This is a genomic window from Variovorax sp. IB41 (assembly GCF_016405905.1).
Classification (GTDB): domain Bacteria; phylum Pseudomonadota; class Gammaproteobacteria; order Burkholderiales; family Burkholderiaceae_C; genus Variovorax.
In genome coordinates this window covers 37,550-64,086 of the sequence record NZ_JAEFCB010000018.1, presented here as the reverse complement: position 1 = coordinate 64,086, position 26,537 = coordinate 37,550, and the positions used below count along the sequence as shown (strand labels likewise).

21 protein-coding genes are annotated in these 26,537 nt (G+C 65.2%); 3 read left to right on the top strand and 18 right to left on the bottom strand.

Going from position 1 to position 26,537, the window contains the following annotated elements:
- Positions 1–18: 18 nt before the first annotated feature.
- The 18 genes from sbcB to icd all read right to left on the bottom strand — a co-directional run bounded on the left by sbcB (position 19) and on the right by icd (position 25,068).
- Positions 19–1,458, bottom strand: a complete 1,440-nt coding sequence (gene sbcB, locus JC881_RS25435) for an exodeoxyribonuclease I (RefSeq protein ID WP_198788491.1) — start codon at positions 1,456–1,458, stop codon at positions 19–21.
- Positions 1,459–2,904, bottom strand: coding sequence for a cardiolipin synthase (gene cls / locus JC881_RS25430; protein WP_198788490.1), 1,446 nt, complete (start codon positions 2,902–2,904; stop codon positions 1,459–1,461). It lies immediately after the preceding gene.
- Positions 2,905–3,025: 121 nt separating this feature from the next.
- Complete coding sequence (gene clpA / locus JC881_RS25425; RefSeq protein WP_198788489.1) at positions 3,026–5,347, bottom strand: ATP-dependent Clp protease ATP-binding subunit ClpA; 2,322 nt, start codon at positions 5,345–5,347, stop codon at positions 3,026–3,028.
- 67 nt (positions 5,348–5,414) lie between these two features.
- Entirely contained in the window at positions 5,415–5,774 is a 360-nt protein-coding gene (gene clpS, locus JC881_RS25420) for an ATP-dependent Clp protease adapter ClpS (protein ID WP_013541678.1), read from the bottom strand.
- A gap of 135 nt (positions 5,775–5,909) precedes the next feature.
- Positions 5,910–6,536: a hypothetical protein gene (locus JC881_RS25415; protein ID WP_233102032.1), complete on the bottom strand. Its 627-nt coding sequence runs from the start codon at positions 6,534–6,536 to the stop codon at positions 5,910–5,912.
- Entirely contained in the window at positions 6,536–7,525 is a 990-nt protein-coding gene (locus tag JC881_RS25410; RefSeq protein WP_198788487.1) for a type VI secretion system protein TssA, read from the bottom strand. Before JC881_RS25410 ends, JC881_RS25415 begins: the two co-directional genes overlap by 1 nt.
- Positions 7,526–7,543: 18 nt before the next feature.
- Positions 7,544–8,683, bottom strand: a complete 1,140-nt coding sequence (tssG, locus tag JC881_RS25405; RefSeq protein WP_198788551.1) for a type VI secretion system baseplate subunit TssG — start codon at positions 8,681–8,683, stop codon at positions 7,544–7,546.
- Between the two features lie 32 nt (positions 8,684–8,715).
- Entirely contained in the window at positions 8,716–9,810 is a 1,095-nt protein-coding gene (locus JC881_RS25400) for a TagK domain-containing protein (RefSeq protein ID WP_198788486.1), read from the bottom strand.
- Positions 9,807–10,526, bottom strand: coding sequence for a type VI secretion system-associated protein TagF (gene tagF, locus JC881_RS25395; protein WP_198788485.1), 720 nt, complete (start codon positions 10,524–10,526; stop codon positions 9,807–9,809). The genes JC881_RS25400 and tagF overlap by 4 nt, the downstream gene beginning before the upstream one ends.
- A 4-nt stretch (positions 10,527–10,530) precedes the next feature.
- Positions 10,531–14,529 (bottom strand): type VI secretion system membrane subunit TssM, encoded by a 3,999-nt coding sequence (gene tssM, locus JC881_RS25390; protein WP_198788484.1) that lies wholly within the window; start codon positions 14,527–14,529, stop codon positions 10,531–10,533.
- Positions 14,530–14,549: 20 nt separating this feature from the next.
- Entirely contained in the window at positions 14,550–15,908 is a 1,359-nt protein-coding gene (tssL, locus tag JC881_RS25385; protein ID WP_233102031.1) for a type VI secretion system protein TssL, long form, read from the bottom strand.
- Between the two features lie 20 nt (positions 15,909–15,928).
- Positions 15,929–17,284 (bottom strand): type VI secretion system baseplate subunit TssK, encoded by a 1,356-nt coding sequence (gene tssK / locus JC881_RS25380; RefSeq protein ID WP_198788482.1) that lies wholly within the window; start codon positions 17,282–17,284, stop codon positions 15,929–15,931.
- 33 nt (positions 17,285–17,317) lie between these two features.
- A complete protein-coding gene (gene tssJ / locus JC881_RS25375; RefSeq protein ID WP_198788481.1) occupies positions 17,318–17,875 on the bottom strand; it encodes a type VI secretion system lipoprotein TssJ in 558 nt (185 codons plus the stop codon).
- A 123-nt stretch (positions 17,876–17,998) separates the two neighbouring features.
- Positions 17,999–18,484: an Hcp family type VI secretion system effector gene (locus tag JC881_RS25370; RefSeq protein WP_198788480.1), complete on the bottom strand. Its 486-nt coding sequence runs from the start codon at positions 18,482–18,484 to the stop codon at positions 17,999–18,001.
- 134 nt (positions 18,485–18,618) lie between these two features.
- Positions 18,619–20,121 (bottom strand): type VI secretion system contractile sheath large subunit, encoded by a 1,503-nt coding sequence (tssC, locus tag JC881_RS25365; protein ID WP_198788479.1) that lies wholly within the window; start codon positions 20,119–20,121, stop codon positions 18,619–18,621.
- 21 nt (positions 20,122–20,142) lie between these two features.
- Positions 20,143–20,685 carry a type VI secretion system contractile sheath small subunit gene (gene tssB, locus JC881_RS25360; RefSeq protein WP_198788478.1) on the bottom strand — a complete coding sequence of 181 codons (543 nt, stop codon included), beginning with the start codon at positions 20,683–20,685 and terminating at the stop codon, positions 20,143–20,145.
- A gap of 60 nt (positions 20,686–20,745) precedes the next feature.
- Positions 20,746–23,442, bottom strand: a complete 2,697-nt coding sequence (gene tssH / locus JC881_RS25355; protein ID WP_198788477.1) for a type VI secretion system ATPase TssH — start codon at positions 23,440–23,442, stop codon at positions 20,746–20,748.
- Between the two features lie 366 nt (positions 23,443–23,808).
- Complete coding sequence (gene icd / locus JC881_RS25350; RefSeq protein ID WP_198788476.1) at positions 23,809–25,068, bottom strand: NADP-dependent isocitrate dehydrogenase; 1,260 nt, start codon at positions 25,066–25,068, stop codon at positions 23,809–23,811.
- Between the two features lie 218 nt (positions 25,069–25,286).
- On the opposite strand from icd, the gene JC881_RS25345 reads away from it, so the two are divergent.
- The 3 genes from JC881_RS25345 to JC881_RS25335 all read left to right on the top strand — a co-directional run bounded on the left by JC881_RS25345 (position 25,287) and on the right by JC881_RS25335 (position 26,514).
- On the top strand, positions 25,287–25,610 hold the full coding sequence (locus JC881_RS25345; RefSeq protein ID WP_198788475.1) for a cell envelope biogenesis protein TolA: 324 nt from the start codon (positions 25,287–25,289) through the stop codon (positions 25,608–25,610).
- A 148-nt stretch (positions 25,611–25,758) separates the two neighbouring features.
- Positions 25,759–25,947, top strand: a complete 189-nt coding sequence (locus JC881_RS25340; RefSeq protein ID WP_198788550.1) for a hypothetical protein — start codon at positions 25,759–25,761, stop codon at positions 25,945–25,947.
- A gap of 105 nt (positions 25,948–26,052) precedes the next feature.
- Positions 26,053–26,514 (top strand): DUF192 domain-containing protein, encoded by a 462-nt coding sequence (locus JC881_RS25335; protein ID WP_198788474.1) that lies wholly within the window; start codon positions 26,053–26,055, stop codon positions 26,512–26,514.
- The last annotated feature ends 23 nt before the right edge of the window (positions 26,515–26,537 follow it).

Here is a 26,537-nt window from a genome sequence, read left to right as displayed (position 1 = left end):
GTGTGCGTGCGTGAATGTTCAGGCTTCGGGCGCGATGGCTTCGGCGTATTCGTAGAGCGCGCCGAGGATTTCCTCGCCGCGCTCGTCGGCCGTTTCGGAGAGCGCATCGACTTCGCTGAACAGCTGCTCGATGGTGCGCGCCCCGCCCTCGCCATGGAACAGGCGCGCCACGCGCAGCGCCTCCCAGCGCTCGGTTTCTTCGGGCGCGAGCGATTCGGGCCAGTTGCGCGCGCGGTAGCGGAAGACGATTTCCTCGAGGCGACTGTCGTCGAAGCCGGTGCGGTCTTTCGCGAGCTCGCCGGCCGAGAGGCCGCGCAGCTGGTTCAGGCGCCGGCGGTCGGCGTTGCCGACGAAACCGCCGTAAAGGTCTTCATCGACGTCGGGCGTGGCCTCCTTCGGCCGTGCGTACACCTGCGACCAGATCGCGCTCATGTCGGGCAGGTCGCGCGCGATGGCGGCGTGGCGCATGGCAGTGTCCAGGTCCACGCCCCAACGCTCGGCCATCGGCGGCGCGAGCGTGCGCAGGTTGCCGACCACCATCGGCGACTTGTTCAGGTGGATGCCCTTCACGGGCAGGCGCACCACGCCTTCGGGCAGGTCGGCCGTGCGGGTAAAGAGGCGCAGGCGCAGCGTCTCGACATCGAGGTCGCGCAACTCGCTCGGGTCGTGGGCGAGGTCCCAGGCGAGCAGTTCGTTCTTGTTGGTGGGGTGGCTCGCGAGCGGCCACATCACGGCGATGCAGCCGCGCTCGACCGGGAACATGCCCGAGACGTGCAGGAAGGGCTTGGCGGTCTCGCGCATCGCAGGCAGGCCGAGCTCGCTCGCCACGCGGTCCTTCCTGTGCAGGCCGAAAGCGAAGTCGAAGAGCTTGGGCTGCCGATCGCGGATGAGCCGGGCCAGCGCGATGGTCGCGCGCACGTCGGAGAGCGCATCGTGCGCCGACTCGTGCAGCAGGCCGTTCGCGCGCGCGAGGTCTTCGAGCTTGAAGCTGGGCTTGCCGTCTTCCTTCTTCGGCCACTCGATGCCCTCGGGGCGCAGCGCGTAGGTCAGGCGCACGACGTCGAGCAAGTCCCACCGGCCGCAGTCGTTCTGCCACTCGCGTGCATAGGGGTCGATCAGGTTGCGCCAGAACATGAAGCGCGTGACCTCGTCGTCGAAGCGGATCGTGTTGTAGCCCACGCCGATGGTGGCGGGTTGCGAGAAGGCGCGTTCGATCTGCGCGGCGAAGTCGTGCTCGGGAATGCCGCGTTCCAGGCACACCTGCGGCGTGATGCCGGTGATGAGGCAGGCCTCGGGGCTGGGCAGGTAGTCCGGCGCGGGCTTGCAATAGATCATCAGCGGCTCGCCGACTTCGTTCAGCTCGGCATCGGTGCGGATGGCGGCGAACTGCGAGGGGCGGTCGCGACGCGGCACTGCGCCGAAGGTTTCGTAGTCGTGCCAGAGAAAGGTGTGGTTCATTCAGAGCAGGGGTGAAAACAAGCGCGCAATGGAATCGCCGAGGCGACGCCAGAAATTCTGGGGCCGGGTGGCGCGCACCGCGCCGGAGCTGTGCAGATCGGTCTCGAACTGCGCCGCCAGCGGGCGGGCCAACTCGGGGCCGTAGACCACCGCGCAAACCTCGAAGTTGAGCCGGAAGCTGCGGTTGTCGAAATTCGCGGTGCCGATCATCGCGCAATGCTCGTCGACCACCAAGGTCTTGGAGTGCAGCATGCGCGCCTTGTATTCCCAGACCTTGACGCCGGCAGCGATCAGCTCGTCGAAGTACGAGCGCGCGGCGGCGCTCACGATGGCCGAGTCGCTGCGGCGCGGCACCAGGAGGCGCACATCGACGCCGCGCAGCGCGGCGCTGGTGAGCGCCATGAGCGCGGGCTCGCCGGGCACGAAGTACGGCGTGGTGAGCCAGGCGCGGTGCGTGGCCGAATGGATCGCCTCGACGTGCATGCGGTGGATGGGCTCGAGCATGTTGTCGGGGCCGCTCGTCACGATCTGCACGGGGATGTCGCCCGCATCGAGCTGCGGCAGCATCGCGGCCATCGTGTCGTCCATGCCGCGCGGGTCTTCGCCGGTGGCGTAGGTCCAGTCTTCGAGGAACGTCGTTTGCAGCCAGCGCACCGCGCTGCCCTCGATACGCAAATGCACGTCGTGGTACGCGTCGGGGTTGGTGCGCTTGTCTTCCTCGTCGGTGATGTTCACGCCGCCCGTGAAGCCCACGCGGCCGTCGCACACCACGATCTTGCGGTGGGTGCGGTAGTTGGTCACCGGGCGCAGGCGCCGGCCGATCTTCGTGTCATGGAAGAGCGCGACCTTCACGCCCGCCTCGTGCAGCGGCGCCATGAACTTGCGGCCGATGCGCTTGGAGCCGAGCGCGTCGAGCAGGAGGCGCACGACGACGCCCTCCTTCGCGCGCTCGACCAGGAGGTCGCGCAGCGCGGTGCCGATCTTGTCGGGCTCGAAGATGTAGTACTCGAGGTGAATGTGGTCCTTCGCCGTGCGCACGGCCTCGAAGATGGCATCGAAGGTGCGCGCACCGCCCGAGAGCAGTTCCACGTCGGACGCGCTCGACACCGGCAACCCGCACGACGCGGTGCCCAGCCGCGCCATCTGCTGCAACGCCGGTGGCGCGTTCTGCGCCGCGTCGCGCAGGCGGGCGAGATCAGCCTGCGCGGATGCCCCGGCGCGGCTGCGCAGCCGCTTGATGCGTTGCTTGCGCAGGCGCTGCGGTCCGAGGAAGTAATAGATGACGAAGCCCGCGAACGGCAGCAGCGCGAGCGACAGGATCCAGCTCATCGTGGAGACCGGCGCGCGCTTCTGCATCACGATCCAGATCGACAGCACGGCGATGTAGCCGCTCCACGCGAGGGAGAGGCCGGTTTTCCATTCGGGGCTGAGGACGGGGAGGATCAAGGGGGCGAAGAAAGAAAAGCTGCGAGGTTTTCGGCGGGCCCAAAGAAAAAGGCCGGCAGCGCGATGCTACCGGCCTTTGGCGGCGGTTCCGCGGACTCATCGACCGCGGAATGCCCTGTTCTTAACCAGTAGCCGCTTCCTCAGCCTCGGGCTTGGACTTGCCTTCCTTCTTCGACAGCGGCTGGATGTCCAGCAGCACTTCATCCTTGTCGTCGAGGTCGACTTCCAGGCGCCCGCCGTCGGTCAGGCGACCGAACAGCAGTTCGTCGGCCAGTGCACGACGGATCGTGTCCTGGATCAGGCGCTGCATCGGACGCGCGCCCATCAGCGGATCGAAGCCCTTCTTGGCCAGGTGCTTGCGCAGCTTGTCGCTGAAGGTGACTTCCACCTTCTTCTCGGCCAGTTGCGTTTCCAGCTGCAGCAGGAACTTGTCGACCACGCGCAGGATGATGTTCTCGTCGAGCGCCTTGAAGTTGACGATGGCGTCCAGCCGGTTGCGGAACTCGGGCGAGAACAGGCGCTTGATGTCGCCCATTTCGTCGCCCGCCTGGCGCGGGTTGGTGAAGCCAATGGTCGCCTTGTTCATGGTCTCGGCGCCCGCGTTCGTCGTCATGATGATGATGACGTTGCGGAAGTCGGCCTTGCGTCCGTTGTTGTCGGTCAGCGTGCCATGGTCCATCACCTGCAGCAGCACGTTGAAGATGTCCGGATGCGCCTTCTCGATTTCGTCGAGCAGCAGCACCGAATGCGGCTTCTTCGTGACGGCCTCGGTCAGGAGACCGCCCTGGTCGAAACCGACGTAGCCCGGAGGCGCGCCGATCAGGCGGCTCACCGCGTGACGCTCCATGTACTCCGACATGTCGAAGCGGATCAGCTCGATGCCCATGATGTAGGCAAGCTGCTTGGCCGCTTCGGTCTTGCCGACGCCCGTGGGACCCGAGAACAGGAACGAGCCGATCGGCTTGTCGCCCTTGCCCAGGCCCGAACGCGCCATCTTGACCGCGGAGGCCAGCACTTCGAGTGCCTTGTCCTGGCCGAACACCACGCTCTTCAGGTCGCGCTCGATCGTCTGCAGCTTGCTGCGGTCGTCGTTGCTGACGTTGGCCGGGGGAATGCGCGCGATCTTCGCCACGATTTCCTCGACCTCGGTCTTGCTGATGGTCTTCTTGCGCTTGCTCGGCGGCAGGATGCGCTGGGCGGCACCGGCTTCGTCGATGACGTCGATCGCCTTGTCGGGCAGGTGACGGTCATTGATGTACTTGGCGCTGAGCTCGGCGGCGGCCTGCAGGGCTGCCACCGCGTACTTCACGCCATGGTGTTCCTCGAAGCGCGACTTCAGGCCCTTGAGGATATCGACGGTTTCCTGCACCGACGGCTCGACCACGTCGACCTTCTGGAAACGACGCGACAGGGCCGCATCCTTCTCGAAGATGCCGCGGTATTCGGTGAACGTGGTCGCGCCGATGCACTTGAGCTGGCCGCTCGAGAGCGCGGGCTTGAGCAGGTTCGACGCATCGAGCGTGCCGCCCGAGGCTGCGCCCGCGCCGATCAGCGTGTGGATTTCGTCAATGAAGAGCACCGCGTTCGGCTTGTCCTTGAGCGACTTGAGCACGCCCTTCAGGCGCTGCTCGAAATCGCCGCGGTACTTGGTGCCGGCCAGCAATGCGCCCATGTCGAGCGAATAGACCTGCGCCTCGGCGAGGATCTCGGGCACGTCGCCCTGGGTGATGCGCCATGCGAGACCTTCCGCGATCGCGGTCTTGCCCACGCCGGCCTCGCCCACGAGCAGCGGGTTGTTCTTGCGCCGGCGGCACAGGATCTGGATGACGCGCTCGACCTCGTATTCGCGGCCGATCAGCGGATCGATCTTGCCGTCCTTGGCGAGCTGGTTGAGGTTCTGGGTGAACTGCTCGAGCGGCGATGCCTTCTCGTTGCGCTCGCCGCCGCCCTCTTCGCCTTCACCTTGAGGCGCTTCGCCGCTGCCCTTGACGGCTTCCGGCGGATCGCTCTTCTTGATGCCGTGGGCAATGAAATTGACCACATCCAGACGGGTCACGCCCTGCTGGTGCAGGTAGTAGACCGCGTGCGAGTCCTTCTCGCCGAAGATCGCGACCAGCACGTTGGCGCCGGTGACTTCCTTCTTGCCGTTGCCGGTGGACTGCACATGCATGATGGCGCGCTGGATCACGCGCTGGAAACCCAGCGTGGGCTGGGTGTCTACATCGTCGGTACCCGCCACTTGCGGCGTGTTGTCCTTGATGAAGTTGGTGAGCGACGCCCGAAGGTCGTCGACGTTCGCCGAGCAGGCGCGCAGAACCTCTGCGGCGCTCGGGTTGTCCAGCAAAGCGAGCAGCAGATGCTCCACGGTGATGAACTCGTGGCGCTGCTGCCGGGCCTCGACGAAGGCCATGTGCAAGCTGACTTCCAGTTCCTGGGCAATCATGTGATTTCCTTTTGCCTTGCTGTAAATAAGTTCTCAGATGGGTTGGAGCTTGCGCAATTCAACAGGTTCACGCAACTGGCTCACTGACACATTGCAGCGGGTGCCCAGCCTGCTGCGCGGCCTCCATGACCTGATTCACTTTAGTGGCTGCCATGTCGCGGGAATAAACCCCACAGACGCCGCGGCCATCCAGGTGAATCTTCAACATGATCTGCGTCGCGGTTTCGCGGTCTTTGCTGAAGTACTCCTGCAGCACCACGATCACGAACTCCATGGGGGTGTAGTCATCGTTCAGCATGACCACCTGGTACATCTGGGGCGGCGCAGTTTTCTGCGGCCGGCGCTCCAGAACGACCGAATCTCCGTCATCCCCGGCCGGTTTTTGGGCCGGGGGGGTAGGGGGAGTCTTGGGAATTCTCGTTGCCATGAAAAAGATTCTATAGAGCGTGCAAGCACCGTGCCGACGCAGGAAGACTTGGTGACGTGTATTCGACAAATCAAGTGCCTTGCGTCGCATGCGCCAGCGCAAACAGCGAAATAAATCGGTGAATTGCCGCCGCGCTCAGATATTTCGGAGGATTGGCTTATTTGGCGCCGACATTTTTCTACGCTGCGGCCGGACGGGCGCTGGCAGGTCGGGAGGCAATGCGTCGATTTCCTCGTCGCTGAGCTCTCGCTCGGGCACTTCCGGGGACTGAATGAGCGCTGGAGGCACCCGAAGCGTTTCCATCGCTTCGTGAGAATCAGCTGCGGCCGCGGCTGCTGCCGCGGCTGGCAACGGTGCGAGCGTCGGCTTTTCCGCCTGAGCGATATCGGCAGGCTGCGCACTTTCGCGCGGCATCGGCGCGCTCAAGCCCGACAGCAGCGTTCGCCACTCGGCCTGCCTTTGGGTTTCCTGCTCCGATTGCCAACGCTGCTGTTCGCGCAGCAACGCCTTGTGGCGCTCCGTGTGCTGCCGGCCGAGAAGCTCCAGTTCGATCCGCGCCGCGCGCTGAACCCATTGCGGCACGCACAACAAGGCGTGGTGCAAGTCCCACTGGGCCTGCGCCCTGGCCACCTCGAATGCCTGTCGCTGCGCCTTCAATTGCGCCCGAGCAGCCTGCGAGAACGCCCACGCGCCGAGCCCGGCCCCGAGCAGTCCCAGGACGAAACAGGCAGACAGGAAGCCCATCTCCATTTCATTTCCCATCAAGGGCGCCCTTCGGCGGAGTCCCATTTCCGCAACAGATCGAGTGGAATGGCGTCGGCCACCTGCGCGAACCGCTTGCCGACCATGTGTTCGGCTTGCCTCAGCAGTACCGCCACCGGGCTGCTGGGTTCGTGGTTTTCAAACCACTCGCGGGCATTGCGAATGGATTGAAGAACGTCGTCGCGCGAGGTGGCGCCGGGAAGGTGGGGACGCGTTGCACGCTCGTGATGCTCGACAGGCTCGGCCTCGGGCGCGGCTTCGACAACCTCGTCGAAAGGTTTCAGGAGATCGATCAGTGCCTGCAGCGACGGTGCATCCTGACCCAGGCGATGCACCGCCCAGGCCGCGATCTGCCGGGCAGCCCGTGACGCCTGCGACAGCATCTCCACCGGCACATGGGCGCTCCCGTTCGAGGCGAGCCGCAACTGCGCAAGCTGCTGCGCGACGGATTCGGGACTAGGCGCATCGGCCGGACGCGGCACCGAACGGGCGCGTTCGATTTCGCGCACCGTCAGGTGCCTTGCGGCATTGGCCGCGACGACGATCTCGCGCACGTCGCCCAACAAGCCGTCAGGGTCCGCCAGCGCCGCCAGGGCATTGGCGCGCACCGCCGGATCGCGCTCTCCTTCCACCGTGATCTGTGGATGCACCGCGTCGGGCCAGCGCTCCAGCACCGCGGACAGCGCGGTCAGCGACTGCGCAAGCCCCGTGGCCTGGGCCAGCCGCGTGCGAGCCCGGCACAGCCAGACGAACAGGTTGATGTCCCGGGTCCGCAGCAGCAGGCGGCGGCAGTCGCGTTCGATCTCGGCCCAGTTGGGCGCCTCCGGCGTTCCGACAAATTGCCCGTACTGCGCCTCGCTGCGCGGAGACATGCGCGAGAGCAACACGGCGTATTCCGCGTCGTACTCGAGGCTCGGACCGCAGGGCTCCCGGGCGCTCAATGGCGCGAACTCGGTGGCCGGCACGATGGGGGTAGCAGCGTAGGTCATGGATTTCCGGTGAACGTGTCAATGAAAGGTCCGGGCATCGCCGTCGCGATAGCGCGAGCCGATGTACTGCTCCGGCTCGAACACCATCCCGACGGTGAAGTCGGCCGCGTGCGCCGCCGTTCGTGACGCAGTTCGTGACGCGGCTCGCGCCGCGGCCTGCCCCGCCCCCCTGCCCTCGGCGCCGCCGAGCCAGGTGGACCACCCGAGCCTTTCCCCGTCGTCGAGCCGGGCGGGCGGCGTGCTGTCGTTGCGGATGCGCAGTTCGACCTCCCAGACGAACTCATGGCCGACGAAGGCGCGCACCCATTCGACGAGCAGCGCGAGGTCCTGCCCGCGCGGCGTGAAGCGCAGGTACTGCTCGAGCTTCAACGGCCCGATCACGAGCCGGAACTTGTTCTGCCGATCGGCGACGACCTCCCCCGCGATCGCCCCGGCGCCCATGACGCTGGAGGCGCGCGCGCGGCCCAGATGGCTCTGGTCTTCGTCGTCGATGCGGATCCAGTGCAGCACGAACTCCTGAAGCTGCACGGGCACCGCGAAGAACCGGGCCACTGTGGCGGCCAACCCATCGGGGTTGCGGGCCTCGCGGCCCAGGTGCGTGGATGCCGCGAGGCGCGCATGCGCGGGCAACACCGAATCGCGGATCTCCAGCGGGTCATGACCCGTGAGGCGTGCGACGTAGCGGCTGAAAGCTTCATCCTCCGCGCGATCCAGGCCCGCGGCAGCCTGGCTCTGCGCCCACGCGCGGTACATGTGCGTGAGGTAGCGGTGATGGAAGAGGTCCAGAAAGTCCGCCAGCGTGCTGTCGTTGTGATTCTCGGCACGATCGCGCACCAGTTCTGTGTAGTGCAGCGGAAGCGGCCCGTTGGGGCCCAGCAGGCCCAGTCCGTACACGCGCATCACGGGAAGCGCCGGGTTGTTCCCGGCGCGCGGGGGTGGAGCCCCCGGCAAGCGCTGCGCCGATTCGCCCGGCAACACCACGGCGGCGATCTCGCGCGGCGCAAAGATCAAGGCGGCCGCCTGCCCCAACCGGAAAGGCTCTTGCTGCGGGCGGCTTGCGAGTCCGATGGGAGGCTGTTCTGACCAGGCGGCGCCGAAGCGCCTCAACACCGCGAGAAATCCGAACTTCCAGGGAGTCGCACGCAATTGCGCGAGCATTTCCTGCAGCGCGGGCTTGGCCGGGGTTTGCGTCACGAAGCGCCCTCCTTCTCGCCCTCTTCGCCGCCGACGCGCATCGAGCCGATCCGGACGTGGCTGTCCGGCGAGAGATCGTGGTGCTCGCGCCGCGTGAGGCTCGGCAACGAAGTCCTGGCCTCGCGAACAAGCTCTGGCGCGAACAGGCCCAGCACATCTTCCGAGGGCTCCGCTTCGAGAAGCCCCGATCGCGCGAGCGGCTCGAACTCGTCGATGACCTGGTCGATGCCTTCGCGCGGCAGCAGGATGTCGCGCAGCAAGGCATAGGGCTCGGCCTGTTTGCTCAATTCGTCCAGCGTCGGCGCAGTCTCGCCGCCGAAAACCACGAATCCTTCCCAATCGATCCGGCCTGCGAGCTGGTCGGGGTCCTGGACCACGCGCACGAACTCTTCATGCAATTCGTCCAGCACGGATTCCGCGGGCCCGGGAGGCGTCGGTGGTCGCGCGGCGGGCGCAGGCCGCGCTTCGCGTCGCGACTTTTCGCCGAGCAGGCCGGCCAGGGTGTCTGCGGCCGGGCGAGACCTGGCGCCCGCGATGTCGAGCACGCCGAAAGGATCGGCAAAGGTATCGATCCGAAGCTCGCTACCGCGACCGTCCAGATCGCGTAGATCGCGCAGATCGAAACCATGCGGTGTCCCTGCCGGCGCCGGAGACGCGGTGGCCCAGTGATCGAACACATCCAGCCGGTTTCCCGACGTCCTGGGTTCCACGTGCATCTGTTCAGGCACAACGCCTTCCCCCGACTCCAGCACGAAGCGCAGCAACCCCAGTTCGAGCGTGTCGCCCGCTGCAACGGTCACCGCCGCGCCGACCGGGATGCGTACGCCGTTGTGTGCGCATACGAGCGTGTAGCTTCCATTCAGCAACTGCCAGCCGCCGGCTTCACCGCGCCACGCAATGCGGCACAGGTTCGCGACGCGCCACTGGGCATCGCTCTGGCGCTCGCCGCACAGCTGGAGGGCATCGGCCATGCCCGCGCCGGCCGGGGGAATCAGCATGGTCGCGTTCCGCGCCTCGCCGCCGCTGTGCGTCAGACGAAGAAGCAAAGGGGTCACGTTGCCGCTGATCGCATGAGGGTTTTCGGTATTCATCGCACGCCGCCCCACAGCTTCTGCAACCTGTTGGCGGCGCCGATGAAACGCCCCTCGGCGTCTTGCTGCCAGAACGCACTTTCGGCACGCGCGCCTTGCAGGCGATGCGGCCAATCGGCCCACGGGAGATGGCGAACGCCGTGCAGCCCGGCGGCGGGATCGTTGCCGGGTGCGGGGCCCATCCCCTGGTCGAGCACGGCTTCCATTCGGTGAGTCCGCTGTCCGGGGCGGTCTTTCTCCGTCTTGCAACTCTCCTCCCACAACGCACGCACCGTGGACTCCAACGCATGAAAGTCGGCATGGCCTTGCGCGCGCGCATGGCGGGCCACGGCGCGCGCAAGCCAGAACTGCCAATTGAGCGGCTGATCGCGTTGCGCCTCGAAATGACGCATGGCCCAGCGCGGGTGTGCCTGCTGATAGATCACCAGGGGATGGGATCGCCCCACCTTGTCGATAGACGGCGCCATCACGCCGAACACGAACCGTCGCCGTGCAAACGACAAGTCACCGGCAGGCAGCACGAAAGCGACCGGCGCGGACACGGCCCTGGCGGCGACGCCGGCTTCCGCGTTGAAGCCTCGCTGTGCGAGCCACAGCATCCACGCCTCCGCTTCCCCATGGCGCACGCCGCTGCGCACGAAGTCCGCGTGGTCCGGCAACTTGCCCCAGATGGCCGGCGGAAGAATGCACCAAGGGGCGATCAGTTTTTTCAGCATGGGATCAGGCCGCCCGTCCCGGGCAGCGGAAGCCCTTGAGCACATCGCTGTTGAGCGGATTGGGCTGGCTGCCGGAACTGACGTCGATCAGCGCCTTGCGGCCGTCGAACGCGTACTCGACGCTCAGCCGCCCCGGCGTTGCGGTGTTCACGATGCGGCCCTTTTCAAGCAACCGGAACAGTGCCCATGGCCCGTTGGCCAGAAAGGTCGAGGTCGGCCCCGAGATTCGAGGGTTCGCGGTGATCTCCGCCATCGCGCCGCCGCGCGGCCCCGGCCAGTTGACGGCGAACGCCTGCACCGGGCCATGGATGTAGCGTTGCCCCTGTCCATCGATGTCGATGAGCAGGTCGGTGATGCTGGGCTCCAGCTCGAGCACCCGCAGGTCCATCTTCCACGCCAGCCTCTTGCCGCCGGCATCGCGAAAGAACAGATCGCGAATCTGTTGCGCGCGATAGAAGGCATCGAGGTTCGGCCCGCTCTGGGCCAGCAGCTTGAGCAGCTCGCCGAGCAAGGTCGGGCCCGTGGTCGCGGGCGACGGCACTGCACCGCCGGGGGCGGCTTCCGCGCCGACCATGGCGTTGGCCACGCTCGGGTCCTTGTAGCGCCAGGGACGCACGCTGGTGTCGACGTACGAAGCCAGGTACTTGTTGAAGAACTCGTCCGCGGCGCCGCCCGCGGCGAAGACCAGCGTGAAGTCCTCGATGGACGCGTCCTGCGCCACGGCAGCCAGCGGATAGCGCCCTTCCACGCCGCGCCTGCAGGGCTCGCCGACCTGCATCGCCATCAGGCCCATGATGCGGTCCAGTTGCTGCTGCGCCTGATTGCGCAGGATGCCGGTGGCGCCCAGCACCACCTTGTCGCCGCCGCTGGTGGCCAGCGCGGTCAGCACCTCGCGAAACGGCGCCGGGAGCTTCCCGGCTTCCAGCTTCAGGCGCGCACCGACCTCGGAGCCACCGGGTGGCAAGCTCCCCGCAGTGAGCGCCGTGTCGGCCACGACGAGCAAGGTGTAGAACTCGTTGACCAGGCCCGAAATGGTTTCGAGCCCGGGTTTGGCACCGGCAGTGCCGACATTCCCCGCACCAATGTCCGGCTGGCCGGTCACGACCTCGCGCAGCGCGGCGAAGCGGTTGTCGACGATCTGCTTTTCGAGCCGCTCCTCGGCGCGAATGCCGAGGTTCCTGCCGATCGCGCTGGTCTTCTTGCTCAGTTCGTCGGAGGCCTTGTCCAGGAAGCCCTTCTCTTGCTGCGCATCCACGACCAAGGGACGCGACAGCGTGGTCTCGCGCGCTGCCGCACGCGCCAGCCGGGCCAGCGGTGAATCGGGCGCGGCAAACTGCCGCAGCACGCCCAGGTCGAACCCCAGGCTGGTGCCCGTGGTGTCGCTGCCGCTGACCGTGCGAATCGATTCGAGGAAGGCCTCCCATTGCTGCGCGTATTCGCTCAGGTACTGGCGGCGGATGTCGTCGAGCAAGGGATCGTTCTGCAGCTTGCGAGCCGCCGCGTCGAGCGGCCCGGATGCTCCCCGCCCCATGACCCAGGCATCGTCGTCGATCGCCTGCCCGACGAACTCCGGCAAACGCTTGCTGAAGACGTCGTGGTATCCGTCGTAAGTGAAGAGGCCCGGCACGCCCTTTTCGAGCGGCAGGCCGCCGGCGCGCGAGAACACCGTGCCGGCCTGAGGTCCGACTGCGCGGACCAGCGTGAACTCCTGCGGCGCATCGGGCAGCATGGCCGCCTTGGCGCGCTCGTACACGCGCTGCGTCGAGGTGTTGCCGTTCAGGAAGTCCTGCACCGCGCGCACCAACCCCTCGTTGGGCAGCGACGCCGCCTGCACCGGACGCTCGCCGGAAAAGAGCGCCGTCACATGGCCCACCATCGACGCGCGTCCGCCGAAGGCCGCGGCGCTGTCCGCCTGCTCCCAGTCCTTGAGCACCCAGTTGCGCACGTCCCGCGCGCCGCCCTTCATGTAGTGGTCCCTGTCGTGCAGGAGCTTGTAGACGCGCAGGGTTTCATAGGCCGTCTTGGCATCGCCGTCCTTCATGCTCTGCGTCAGCACGGCTTCCATGCGCTGCAGGATGGTCGGCAGCAAGGTGTGGTCCTGCAGCTGCGCATAGGTTTCGCCCGTCGCCGCCAGCACCGGCGGCACGGTGTACAGGCCGTAAAGAAAACTGCCCGGCGGGTTGTCGATGTCCAGGCCTGTGTAGCCAGGCAACTCGCTGGCGCCATTGAGCACATCCGGCACACCCGCGGGCTTGAAGTTGCCGAGCAGCGCGCGCACCTGGCCCGCGAGCACATCGGTGCGCTGCCCGACGGTGCCCAGGTACTGGCGGTTGTTGCCGAAGCTCAGGGCCAGCGCGCTGGCCAGCCACAGGAAGATCACCACCGACAGCGCATGCCCCGTCAGGCGCAGCAGCCTGAATCGGAATTCCCAGCGGAGGTTGGGCTTCACCAGATGGGCTTCCGGGATGATGACCTTGGTCAGCAGGTCCTGGAGAAAGAAGCCCTGCTGCCCCCGCCCCGGCGCCGTGCCGACCGCCTGCGGGTTCGGAGGTGGCGACAGGCCGAGGCTGCGCCGCAACCGCTGAAGCAGCGTGCCCGGGTCCGCTGGCACTTCCGCGTGGGCTTGCGCGCCGCTCGTGAAATACACACCACGTAGCGTGTCGTGCAGTTGCGTCCTGTCGAAACGCGAGACCAGAAAGATCTCGTCGAGCATCGGCACCAGCGGCACCGACAACCCGGCCAGTTCCTGCGGCAATGCAAACAGGCGCTTGCGGCGCTCCACGTCGAACTCTTCGTTCAGCCGCGCGCGCAAGCCGTCGGCGAGCCGGTCCTTGAGCAAGGCCAGCTCCGCTTCGACTTGCGTGCGCAAGGTCTCGCGAACCTGCGCTGTGGCGCGCGCGTTCTTAATGCCGTTGAACGGCAGCGTGAAGCCCCAGGCCTGCATGCGCCCTTCGCTGGTGAGTGACTGGAAGTACTCGCTGAAACCCCGCAGCAGGTCCATCTTCGTGACGACGACGTACACGGGAAAGCGGATGCCCAGCTCCTGGCGCAGATCGGTCAGGCGGTCGCGCACCATGCCGGCATGCTCGGCGCGCTCCATCTCGGTCATGGTCAGCAGTTCGGCGGCGTTGAGCGCAACGATCACGCCGTTGAGCGGCGCGCGCGTGCGGTGCTTGCGCAGCAGGCCGAGAAAACCACGCCACTCGAGCGGATCGATCACGGGATCGCTTTCCTGCGTGGTGTAGCGGCCGGCCGTGTCGATCAGCACGGCCTCGTTGGCAAACCACCAGTCGCAATGCAGCGTGCCGCCTTCGGACTTGAACACCACGCGCTTGGACGCATTGCCCATCTGCCGCGCCAGCGGAAACTGCATTCCCGCGTTGAGCAGCGCCGTGGTCTTTCCCGTGCCGGAGCTGCCGACGATCATGTACCAGGGCAACTCGTACAGATAGCGCCGGCCCTCGAGCAGGCGACGCAATCCGCCACGGCCGCGCATGCCCTTGAGCTGCGCCAATGCGCGAGTGACCGCGGTGGTGACCGTCTTGATCTCTTCCCTGCCGGTCTCGTCCTTGCCCACGTCCTTTCCGAAGCTCAGGACGCGTGCGAGCAGGTCCTCGTTGTTGCGCAGCGCTTGCCAGAGCCGGTAGAGCCAGTACAGCGCATACAGCAGCAGGATCGCGCCGATGATCGCCGCGCGCACCCAGGCTGGAGCCAGCGGCTTTGCAGTGCCGATCTCCAGCAAGGGGCCCGCCTGCCACAGCAGCAAGCACAGCGCAGCGACTCCCACCAGGCTGTATGGACCCGAGACCAGCCAGAGGATGCCCAGCACCAGCAGCAGCACGATGAAAGTCACCCGCACACCGACCGGCGCCAGCGGCCGCAGTCCGTCGACGGCGAGCAACGGGCCGACGAACCAGATCGCCATTGCCAGCAGCACCATGGCGAGGAAGGCCAGCATCTGCCGGGAAAAAAGAAATGCCAGGAATTGTTTGATGTATTGCATGAGTGATTCCCGAGTCGCCTCTAGCGCGGCGCCGGCGCTGGCGCAGGCGTTGGCGAGGGTGATGCGGCTCGCACGGCGTTGTTGCCATCGCCCTGGGTGACGACGATATCGACGCGTCGATTCCTGGCGCGTCCCGCGGCCGTTGCGCTGTCGGCAACCGGCATCGTGTCGCCCCGTCCTTCGGTGCGTATGCGCGAAGCCACCACGCCCTTCTCCTGCAGCACGGCAGCGACGGCTTCGGCACGCTTCTCGCTCAGGACTTGGTTGTCGGGAAACTCGCGGGTCTTGATCGGCCGGTTGTCGGAGTGGCCGGTGACCTGCACCGAGCCCGAGACCTGATTGATCTCGTCCGCCACCTTGGCCAGGACCAAAAGAATCCGTGCGTTCAGGCGGGCCTGGCCGGGGACGAACATGTCGTCGCCCCTGAAGCTCACCGCGCTGCGGCGCTCGTCTTCTTCCACGCTCACCGTGCCGCGCGCGATCTCGGGTGCCAGCAGTTCTTTCAAGCGCAGCGGCTTGACCGGCGGCGCCGGCGACACCGGTGGCGGACGCATCTGCCCGATGGCGGCGATGCGCTGCGCCACGTCGGCACTCATCCGCAGCAGTTGGTACTTGTACCAAGCGAACAGTCCGCACAAGACCAGCGCCAGCAGCGAGGCCGTCAGCCAGACCGGCACGCTGCGCAGCAACCGGAATGTGCCGGCCCCCACGCCCCGCCAGTGCGGAGAAAGGTCGTGTGGCACATCGCCACGCGCGGTCCCGAGCAGCGTGAACAGCCGATGGCGAACCGTCTCGAGCTGTCGGCGTCCGTTGGCCGCGGTGCTGAAGCGCCCCTCGAACCCGAGCCCGAGCACCTGGTACATCAGCTCGAGCAGATCGACGTGTTCCTGCGGGCTGGCCGCCAGGCGTCCCACCAGCAGGAAGAACTTGTCGCCGCCCTTGGTATCGCCGTGAAACTTCGCGGCAAGTTGCTGCCCGGCCCAGATGCCAGCTTCGCCGTTCTTGCCACCGCCCCATTCGGTGCTGTTGGCGGACTCGTCGAGCGCCGTGCACAACGAATAGCTCGCGGCCACGACATGCTCGTGCCGGATCTGCGCGCTGCTGCACAGCGACTGGAAAAGCGCGACCTCGCGCTCCAGCAGCCGATGAAGAATCGTCACGCCGTCGGTGCCGAGCGTCGCCGGCATGTCGGCGAGCGCGCGCAACAGAGGCTGGGCTGCTTCGAGCAGGGGATTCCGAGCGGCAGCCACTGCAGCGAGACGCGCCTGCATCGGCGATTCTGGAGCGAGATGCACCTCCGCCGGCTGATCATCCGGCCACGAGCCGTCGGCCGAATCGGCGTCGCCCGGGACGCCGTTGGGCTCGTCCTGATCGCGCATGGTGTTGTCAACGATTGGTGTCATTTTTCGCGCACGCCCCACAGCTCCATGCGCAGACCGGGGAACTCACCCGCCACGTGCAGCGCGAGCCCGCCGTGCTTGACCATGTGCTCCCAGAGCGGCCCGCGCGAGTCGATCTGGAAATAGACAAACCCTGCGTTGAAAGGAATCTGGCGCGGTGGCACTGGCAGCGTCTGCAACGGGATGCCCGGCAGGTGCGAACGGATGAGTTCGGCGAGCCGGTCGCTCGGCCCGACCTTGCAGCGCGCCGGAAACTGACTGGCCAGTTGATCGGGTGGCGTATGGGCAGCCACGGCGAACACGAGGCTGGAGAAGCCTTGCAGTTCGGACGGCTCGACGCTCGCCACGCGCACGCCGTTGGCGCGATTGGCCAGCGGAATGCTCTGCGCGCTGCGCACCAGCACGTCGTTGAGCAGCGCCTGCACGTCGCCCATCAGTTCCCTGAACGAGAGACACGGATCGATGTGCTGGTAGGCCGGGTGCGCGGCGGGGCGGCGCGTGCTCGCGCGCACGAACGTCGCGAGCTCCCCGCTGAGGGTGCACAGCGCGGTGTAGAGAACCTCCGGCGAAGTCTCCCGCACACGCAGCCAGTGCTCGAACAAGGGCTCGTAGCGATTGAGGATCTGCAGCAGCAGGAAGTCGGACACCTCGGCCGCTTCGCTGGACTTGCCGTCGTTGCCGCTGAGCCGCGCCGCGAGAGACTGCGCGCGAAGCCGGCACAGGCCGTGCAAGTTCGTCACCCAATCGGTCAGCAGCGGGCTCGCGCCGTAGCCGGCCACGGGCGGTATCAGATGCGGATCGATGGCGATGCTTCCATCGGAGCGCAGCACGGTCACCTTGGCGAGCGGAAGGCCGATCCATGCATCCGTGAGTTCGCGTTGCGGCAGCAGGCGCAAGCGCAGGCGGGAGAGTTGCACCGTCTTCGGGCCCTGGCCGATGGAGTTCGCGTCGCGCAACTCGATGTCGAAAACCGAGAAGCGCGCGAGCGACGCAGCGGATGCCAGCACATCGTCGAACGTGGTTTCCTCGCCGTTGGGCGTGCGGATGGGCACGGCCAGATGGATGACCTGCTCCAGATGCTCCGGAAGGATGGTGAGCGGCGCGGGCGGGAGCGTCTGGGCCGGCGCATCGAACGGCGTGCCGTCCGAAAAAATGCCGGCGGCGCTGGCGAGCACGAGCTTGCCGAGGGACAACGACTCCGCGTCGATGCTGTAGTGATTGAAGCCCCAGTAGAACGGACTGAGCGATGCCGTGCGCTTGTGCGCGAGGTGTTCGAGGTAGCGCTCCTGCTGCTGAAACAGCTGCGGGCGCAGGAAGAGCCCTTCGCTCCAGGCGACTTTGTTGTACCAACTCATGAATTCGATCGTTGTGCTTGCAAGCCGTGGGCTTTACTTGAGAGGAATGAGCTGGATGCCCTTGGCTTGAAGAGCGATCTGCAACTTGACCTTGTTGGCCGGCAGGACCGAGCGATACCAGGCGACTTCCGGTGCGGGTTCGATCTTCTGCACCACGCGCCAATCGGCTTGCGCGAGGTCGCGATAGCCCGCGACGATGCCGATGGCGCCGAGGTCGGGGTGCGACTTGCGGCGGATGGTCTTGACCTCGCCGGGCCGCAGGATGAATTCGTCCCGCACGAGCAGGTCGCTGCCGATCAGGGCCTTGTCGTTGCCGGAGAGAGAAAAGTAGTCGGCGGATTCGAAGGTGCCCTCCGACTTGAGCTCATAGAGGCGCACCAGGATGGGCGCCGCCCTGCCCTTGTCATCGGGGTTGACGCCGGCCTCCGCCGTGATCGTGATGTCGAGCCGGGTCTGCTCCCTGGGATCGGAGAACTGGGCATGCGAAGACACGGCGGCGACCAGCGAAAGCGCGAGAACCAGCGGCGTAAGCACCACGGGCAGCCATCGCCGCGAAGCGATCCGCCGGGCACAAGGCAGGTTGAAGAGCATGAGAAAAAGGAGGTGATGCAACCGGTCGAAAAGGATCGACCGCGGGCAGCGCGCCGCACCTTCGTGCACCGCGCCGTCCGAAGTCGAAAGGCCCCGAATCGGTTCAGGGCCTGGCATTGGCTGTCAGGACTCCTTGTTGCCCTTGATGTCGTAGCCGGCGGTGACCGCGCCGCCGCTGCCGCCCTGCGCGTTCTGCACCGAGTACTCCTGCTTGATCTTCGAGAACGACAGGCGAACGCGCTCCTTGACGCGCATCTCGTCGGAGTTCGAACCGAACGGATGGATCGTGGTGATGATCACGTCGGAGAACGTGAACTTCAGGTACTCCAGCGGGTTGCCGCCGGCCTTGCGGATGGTGAGCTTCGCTTCCTGGACGTGCTTGCCGGTGAGGCAGTACTTCATCAGGTTGGGACTCGAGCGATCGACGTAATGCTCGAACTCCAGGTCCTCGACCGTGGCCTTGCCGGCACCACCGCCCGAACCGGCGTGCATGGTGGATTCCTGGAAGGCTTTCCAGTTGAAGGCAAGAACCTCGATCTCGTTCTTGTGATCGGAATCCTGGGATTCACCTTCGATGCCGTTGATCTTCAGAAAAATATCTTGTGCCATAAAAACTCCCTGAGCTTGGTTTTTTCAATGTTTGACAGATGCCCGAGCGCTCTTTCGGCGCTTCGAGCGGCTTTGCGGGTGGCGTCTGCGCGCCACTTCATCGAACGATTCGAAAACGTTGGAAGCGATGCCGGTCAGGCCGCGTCCTTGAGAGACGGCAATTTCGCGACGAGGCGCAGCGAAACGGTCAGCCCTTCGAGCTGGAAATGCGGGCGCAGGAAGAACTTCGCGCCGTAGTAGCCGGGGTTGCCCTCGATGTCTTCCACCACGACCTCGGCGGCTGCGAGCGGCCTGCGGGCCTTGGTCTCCTGCGACGAGTTGGCGGGGTCGGCATCGACGTAATGCATGATCCATTCGTTGAGCCAGCGCTGCATGTCCTCGCGCTCCTTGAAGGAGCCGATCTTGTCGCGCACGATGCACTTGAGGTAATGCGCAAAGCGCGTGCTGGCGAACAGGTACGGCAACCGGGCCGACAGGTTGGCGTTGGCCGTCGCGTCGGGGTCCATGTACTCCTGCGGCTTCTGAACCGATTGCGCGCCGATGAACGCGGCGTGATCGGTGTTCTTGCGATGCACCAGGGGAATCAGGCCGGCCTTCGCGAGCTCGGCCTCCCGGCGGTCGGAGATGGCGATCTCGGTCGGGCACTTCATGTCGAAGCCGCCGTCGTCGGTCGGGAAGGTATGGCACGGCAGGTTCTCCACCGTACCGCCCGACTCCACGCCGCGGATCATCGTGCACCAGCCGTAGAGCTTGAAGCTGCGGTTGATGTTGACGGCCATTGCATAGGCCGCGTTGCTCCAGACGTAGTTCCGGTGGTCCGCGCCTTCGGTTTCTTCTTCGAAATCGAACTCGTCGACCGGATTGGTCTTTGCGCCATAGGGAAGGCGCGAGAGGAAGCGCGGCATGGCGAGGCCGACGTAGCGCGAGTCCTCGGTGCTGCGCAGCGAATTCCAGGGCGCATGCTCCAGGTTCGAGGTGATCTTCGCGAGGTCGCGAGGGTTCGCGAGTTCCTGCCACGACTCCATGCCGAGCAGCGACGGGGCCGAGCCCGCGATGAACGGCGCATGCGAGGCGGCCGAGATTTTGGCGATTGCGCCCAGCAGCTCGACATCGGGCGGCGTGTGGTCGAAGTAGTAGTCCGCTACGAGGCAGCCGTACGGCTCGCCGCCGAGCTGGCCGTACTCTTCCTCGTAGATGCGCTTGAAGATCGGGCTCTGGTCCCAGGCAATGCCCTTGTGGCGGCGAAGCGTGCGGCGCACCTCGTCCTTGGACACATCCATGAAGCGGATCTTGAGCTTCTCGTCCGTCTCCGTGTTGTAGACCAGGTGGTGCATGCCGCGCCAGGCCGACTCGACCTTCTGGAACTCGTCCTTGTGCAGCACGAGGTTGATCTGCTCCGAGAGCTTGCGGTCGATCTCCGCAATGATGGCTTCGATGCTGCTGTAGGCATCGTCGGTCATGGTCGCGGCATTGACGAGCGCCTGCTCGGCCAAGGTGCGCACGGCCGCTTCGACGGCGTCGCGGGCCTCGTCGGTCTTGGGCTTGAACTCCTTGTCCAGCAGGGACGCGAAGTCGGACGGGTTGGTGTACTGCGCCGCCACGGGCGCGTCGAGAACGTTGTCGCTTGCGATGTTCATTGGAGGCTCCTTGGGGCAGGTTCAGGTTGCCGATTCGGCAGTCGACGCATCGTTGGGGGTTGCCGCACGCGGCTTGGGTGCCTGCGCAAGGGACTTCATGAGCGTCGGGTCTTGCAGCAGCTTGTTGACGAGGCCCTCGGCACCGGCCTTGCCATCCATGTAGGTCTGCAGGTTGGCGAGCTGGGTGCGCGCCTCGAGCAGGCGACTGAGCGGTTCGACCTTGCGGGCCACGGCCGCCGGCGAGAAGTCCTCGATGCTCTCGAAGGTGATGTCGACCATGAGCTGACCCTGCCCCGACAGCGTGTTGGGCACCGCGAAGGCCACGCGCGGCTGGATCGCCTTCATGCGTTCGTCGAAATTGTCGATGTCGATATCGAGGAACTTGCGCTCGACCACCGGCGGCAATGCTTGCGAGGGCTTGCCGGACAGATCGGCCAGAACACCCATGACGAAAGGCAGCTCGATCTTTTTCTCCGAGCCGTAGATTTCCACGTCGTATTCAATCTGCACGCGTGGCGCCCTGTTGCGGGCGATGAACTTCTGGCTGCTGTTGTTGTTTGTCATGAAAACTCCCTGATGAAAAACTGAAGTGAGGGCGCCGGATGAATGCGGCGGCTTGAAGGATCAGGCGTACTCGGTGTGGCAGATGACGACATCTCCTCCTTGCAAGTGAGAGCCCGTCGTGTCGCGCGGCTTGGCGTCGACGGACATCCGGGTGATCGTTCGCCTTTCCTGCAAGGCGGTGAGCCATTGCCGCGACAGAACGGGCAGCAGGTGCTGCTCGATGAACCCGATCAGGCGGCGGACGCCGGTTTCGTGGGTGCCGCACCGCTCGATGATTTCGGCCACCAGAGAAGGTGCGTAACCCAGTTCGATGCCATGCTGCTTTTTCATGCGCTGGACCACGCGGTCCAGGTGCAGCGAGACGACGCGGCCCAGGGCCTGCTCGCCCAGCGGGAGGTAGGGCACGACGGACAGGCGCCCCAGGAACGCGGCCGGAAACACCTGGCGAAGCGCGGGCTGCAGGGCTTCGCGCAAGGCGTCGATGCCGGGCGGCGGCGAAAGGTCTTCGCACATGCTCTGGATGAGCTCGGCGCCGGTGTTGCTCGTCAGCAGGATGGTGGTGTTCCTGAAGTCGATGTGGCGACCTTCGCCGTCTTCCATCCAGCCCTTGTCGAACACCTGGTAGAAAAGTTCGTGCACATCCGGATGCGCCTTCTCCACCTCGTCGAGCAGGATCACGCTGTAGGGTTTGCGCCGCACGGCCTCCGTGAGAACGCCGCCTTCCCCATAGCCCACGTAACCCGGCGGCGAACCCTTCAGGCCAGAGACGGTGTGCGGCTCCTGAAACTCGCTCATGTTGACGGTGATGAGGTTCTGCTCGCCGCCATACATCGCTTCCGCCAACGCCAGCGCGGTCTCGGTCTTGCCGACGCCCGAGGGACCGACCAAAAGGAAGACACCCACTGGCTTGTCGGGATCGGTGAGCCGCGCTCGCGACGTACGAATACGTTCGGCAATGGCCGCGAGTGCATGGCCTTGACCGATGACTCGCTCGTCGAGCGTGGATTCGAGCCTGAAGACCGCGGCGACTTCGTCCTGCACCATGCGCCCCACGGGAATTCCCGTCCAGTCGGCGACGATGGCCGCGACCACCGACTCATCGACCTGAGGAAAGACCAGCGGCATGTCCTGCTGACGCGACAGGAGTTCTTCTTCGAGGGCCTGCAATTGCGCCGAGGGCCATTCGCCCTCGGCGCTTCTCTCTCCCTCCTCCCTCTTCCTTGTTCTCAGCGCTTGAATCTGCTGGACCATTGCCAGCTCTTCCTGCCACCTGGCTTCATGTGCCGAGAGTTCAAGTTCGGCGGTCCCGAGCCGGGAATGCGCGGCTTCGACGCGCTCCAGCCGCTTCTCGCTGCCTTGCGAGATGGCGCCCTCTCCAATCAGCAGTTCGAGTTCCACATCCAGCGCCGCAATTCGCTGCCGCAATTGATCGACCACGGCGGGCGGCGTGTGCAGCGACATGGCGACGCGTGCGCAGGCCGTGTCGAGCAGGCTGATGGCCTTGTCCGGCAGCTGGCGCGACGGGATGTAGCGATGGGACAGCGTGACCGCGGCCCGCACGGCCTCGTCCAGCACGGTGACGCCGTGATGCGCGGCAAAGGTGGCGACCAGGCCACGCACCATCTCGATGGCGGAGGCCTCTTCGGGCTCGGCCACCTGCAGCACCTGGAAGCGCCGGGTCAACGCGGGGTCCCTTTCGATGTGGCGTTTGTATTCGCTCCACGTGGTGGCGCCCACGGTGCGCAAGGTGCCGCGCGCGAGCGCGGGCTTGAGCAGGTTGGCCGCGTCCCCGGTGCCTGCCTGTCCGCCCGCGCCGATCAAGGTGTGCACCTCGTCGATGAAGAGGATGACCGGTTGGCTCGACGTGCTCGCCTCCTCGAGCAGCGATTTCAGGCGCGACTCGAACTCTCCCCGCATGCTGGCGCCGGCGAGCAGCGCGCCTACATCGAGGCTGAGCAGGCGGGCATCGCTCAGCGATGGCGGAACCTCGCCGCTGGCGATGGCGAGCGCAAGGCCCTCGACCACGGCCGTCTTGCCCACGCCAGCTTCTCCCGTGAGCAGGGGGTTGTTCTGCCGCCGGCGCAGCAGGATGTCGACCATCGTGCGAATCTCGTGTTCGCGGCCGATCACGGGGTCGATATATCCACCGCGTGCGCGTTCCGTCAGGTCGGTGCAGTACCGGGCCAAGGCCGATTTGCCATCCGGCGGCGTGGTGATCGCGCCGCTCGCTTCTCCGGGCATTGCGGGCGACAAGGTTGAGCCGTCGTGCGGCCCTTCGCCATCTTCCGGGGAGCCTGCAATGAGGGCAGCGAGAACATCCGTCAATTGCTCCGCGGGGATTTTTCGGAATGCCGGCGATATGCCAACGAGCACGCGGCGCAGTTCGGGCGTTTGCACCAGCGCTGCAAGCAGCCAAGCGCCGCGCACGGAGCGGTCGCCGAACTCGAGACTGGACAGCACCCAGGCACGCTCGACAGCCGCTTCGACGTGATGGGAAAAATCGCTCAATGACGTCGCGCCGGAAGGCAGCTCCGACAGGGCCGACCTCAGGTCTGTTTCGACGGCTTGTGCGTCGACCTGGTAGTGACGGCAGACACGCTGCAGATCGCCGTCATTGAGTTGCCAGAGTTGATGAATCCAATGCGTCAATTCGACGTACGGATTTCCTCTCAGCTTGGCAAAGGCTGTCGCGGATTCAATACCGCGAAACAGGGTGAGATTGAGCTTGCCGAACAACGCTCGTCGAGAAATCGCCATGGCGATCTACCGCTTCGCCGACGAAGACAATTGCGCGGCTGCTTCATGCACTGCGCCGCTCGGCAAAGCGCCGGTATTTGCTTTTTTCCTGCCCATTTCGCGCTCCCTATACTTTCTCGAATAGGCGCGATTCTGGGTGCTCGTGCAGGTCTGTGCGGTGCACAGTTTCTACCAATAGTTAAATCCCAAAAACAGGCAATTGGTCCGTGAAATTTCTCCGGGTCTGTACGATTGGAAAGCTTGAAAGTAGTAATTTCTATTCGAATGGAGAGCGTGCAGACAAGAAAAAAGCCTTTGAATTCCTTTTGGGAATTCAAAGGCTCGATGCGGCGACGTCACAAGACGCCGAAGCGCTCAATGAATTGATTACATATGCTCGATCATGACCTGCCCGAAGCCCGAGCAGCTCACCTGCGTCGCACCTTCCATCAGGCGCGCGAAGTCATAGGTCACGCGCTTGCTGGCAATCGACTTTTTCATCGCGCTGATGATCAGGTCGGCCGCTTCGGTCCAGCCCATGTGGCGCAGCATCATCTCGGCCGAGAGGATTTCGGAGCCGGGGTTCACGTAGTCCTTGCCGGCGTACTTGGGCGCCGTGCCGTGCGTGGCTTCGAACATCGCGACGGTGTCGCTCAGGTTCGCGCCCGGGGCGATGCCGATGCCGCCGACCTGCGCGGCCAGCGCGTCGGACACGTAGTCGCCGTTGAGGTTCAGCGTGGCGATCACGCTGTACTCGGCGGGACGCAGCAGGATCTGCTGCAGGAACGCGTCGGCGATGCTGTCCTTGACGGTGATTTCCTTGCCCGTTCTCGGGTTCTTGAACTTCATCCACGGGCCGCCGTCGACCAGCTCGGCGCCGAATTCCTTGGCGGCCAGGGCATACGCCCAATCACGGAAGCCGCCTTCGGTGAACTTCATGATGTTGCCCTTGTGCACGATGGTCACGCTGGGCTTGTCGTTGTCGATGGCGTACTGGAAGGCCTTGCGCACCAGGCGCTCGGTGCCCTCGATCGACACGGGCTTCACGCCGATGCCGGAGGTGTTGGGAAAGCGGATCTTCTTGACGCCAAGCTCGTCCTGCAGGAACTTGATGAGCTTCCTGGCCTTGTCGCTTTCGGCTTCGAACTCGATGCCGGCGTAGATGTCTTCCGAGTTCTCGCGGAAGATGACCATGTTGGTCTTGTGCGGCTCGCGCACCGGGCTGGGCACGCCTTCGAAATACTGGATGGGGCGCAGGCACACGTAGAGATCGAGCTCCTGGCGCAGCGCGACGTTCAGCGAGCGGATGCCGCCGCCGACGGGCGTGGTGAGCGGGCCCTTGATGGAGACCACGTAGTCGCGCACGGCGTGCAGGGTTTCCTCGGGGAGCCAGACGTCGGGGCCGTACACCTTGGTCGACTTCTCGCCGGCATAGACCTCCATCCAGTGGATCTTCCTCTTGCCGCCGTAGGCCTTGGCCACCGCGGCATCCACCACCTTGAGCATCACCGGCGTGATGTCCAACCCCGTCCCGTCGCCTTCGATGAAAGGGATGATCGGTTGATCGGGCACATTCAGCGAGCTGTCGGCATTGACCGTGATCTTCTGGCCTTCGGCCGGGACTTTGATGTGCTGATAGCTGGGCATGAGGGCGAAGGCTCCGGGAGTGATGTAATTTTGACGAGTGTCAGCGAATTCAGACAGCGCGGGGGTTTCGCTGTACAACCGGCTAACAAATCGCTGTACATTTTAGACGCTGCCCATCAGCTGGCGTTTGTCAACCATGGGGCCAATGGGCTCGTTAGTGGCTGACCTTCTGCTCGCCGGGAGGCGTTTCCAACCAATTCTCGATAGAGGAATCTTCAATGAGCAAAATTCTCGCAGTCATGATCGCTGGTCTGTTCGCAGCTGGCGCCTATGCCCAAAACCCGGCCGGCACCACGCCCGAACAAGGGAACGCAACCGGCAGCAAGTCGCAAGCACGTGCTGAAGCCAAGAAGGATGCCAAGCCCGCTGGTCAAGTGGCAGCTCCTGCTGGCGACATCGCCAAGACGCCCGAAGGCGGCGCCGTCGGTACCGACAAGGCTGCAGCCTCTGGCGAAAAGCGCGCCGAAACGCGCGACCAACGTCGTCGCAACAAGGACGGCAGCGTCAAGCGCAAGTCGACCCAAGGCGGCACGCCCAAGTAATTCGGCGTCCCCTGAAAAAAGCGCTCCTCGGAGCGCTTTTTTTTCGCCCGGCGTCCCCGAAGCGCTGTCAACCGCGTGCGATGGGCTCCGTTGAATGTGGACCTTCCACAGGGAGGTGATCCAAATCAACGATATCAAAGGATTTCTCATGAACAAGCTGCTCGCAGCCCTGGTCGCCGGTCTCTTCGCTGCCGGTGCATTTGCGCAAACCGCTGAACCCGCAGCTGCCGCCCCGGCCGCACCTGCTGCCCAGAAGGCCAAGGCCAAGCACGCCGTCAAGAAGCACAAGGTTCGCCACGTCGCGAAGGCCCACACGGCCGCCGCCAAGAAGGTGTAAGCTTTCAAGCTCACCCGGCAATGCCCGCCAATGCCCGCATCAGCGGGCATTTTTATTGGTTACGGGTCGGGGCCTTTGCGGCCCTCGCCCTGAAAGAGTTATCCGATGTTTCAGCGTTTAGCCGCCCTGCTCCTGCTGTCCGCCTCCTTCGTGATGCCGGCGCATGCCCAACAGCAGCAACCCCAGACCGACCTCGCGCGCACGCAGCTGTCGGTCGGCCTGTACAAGATCGACACCCAGATCGCCCAGACGCCCCAGCAGCGGGAAATCGGCCTGATGTTCCGCAAGACCATGCCACAGGCCGAGGGCATGATCTTCGTGTTCGAGCAACCCGCCACCCAGTGCTTCTGGATGCGCAACACCTTGCTGCCGTTGACCGCTGCCTTCGTGGCCGACGACGGCCGCATCGTCAATCTGGTCGACATGCAGCCGCTGACCGAGAACTCGCATTGCTCCGAAGAGCCGGTGCGCTATGTGCTCGAGATGAACCAAGGCTGGTTCGCCAAGAAGAACATCAAAAAGGGCGCCAAGCTCGGCGGCGAGTTGTTCTCAGCCGCCAAGCGTTGAGTTTCTGCTGGCTGTAGCCGACA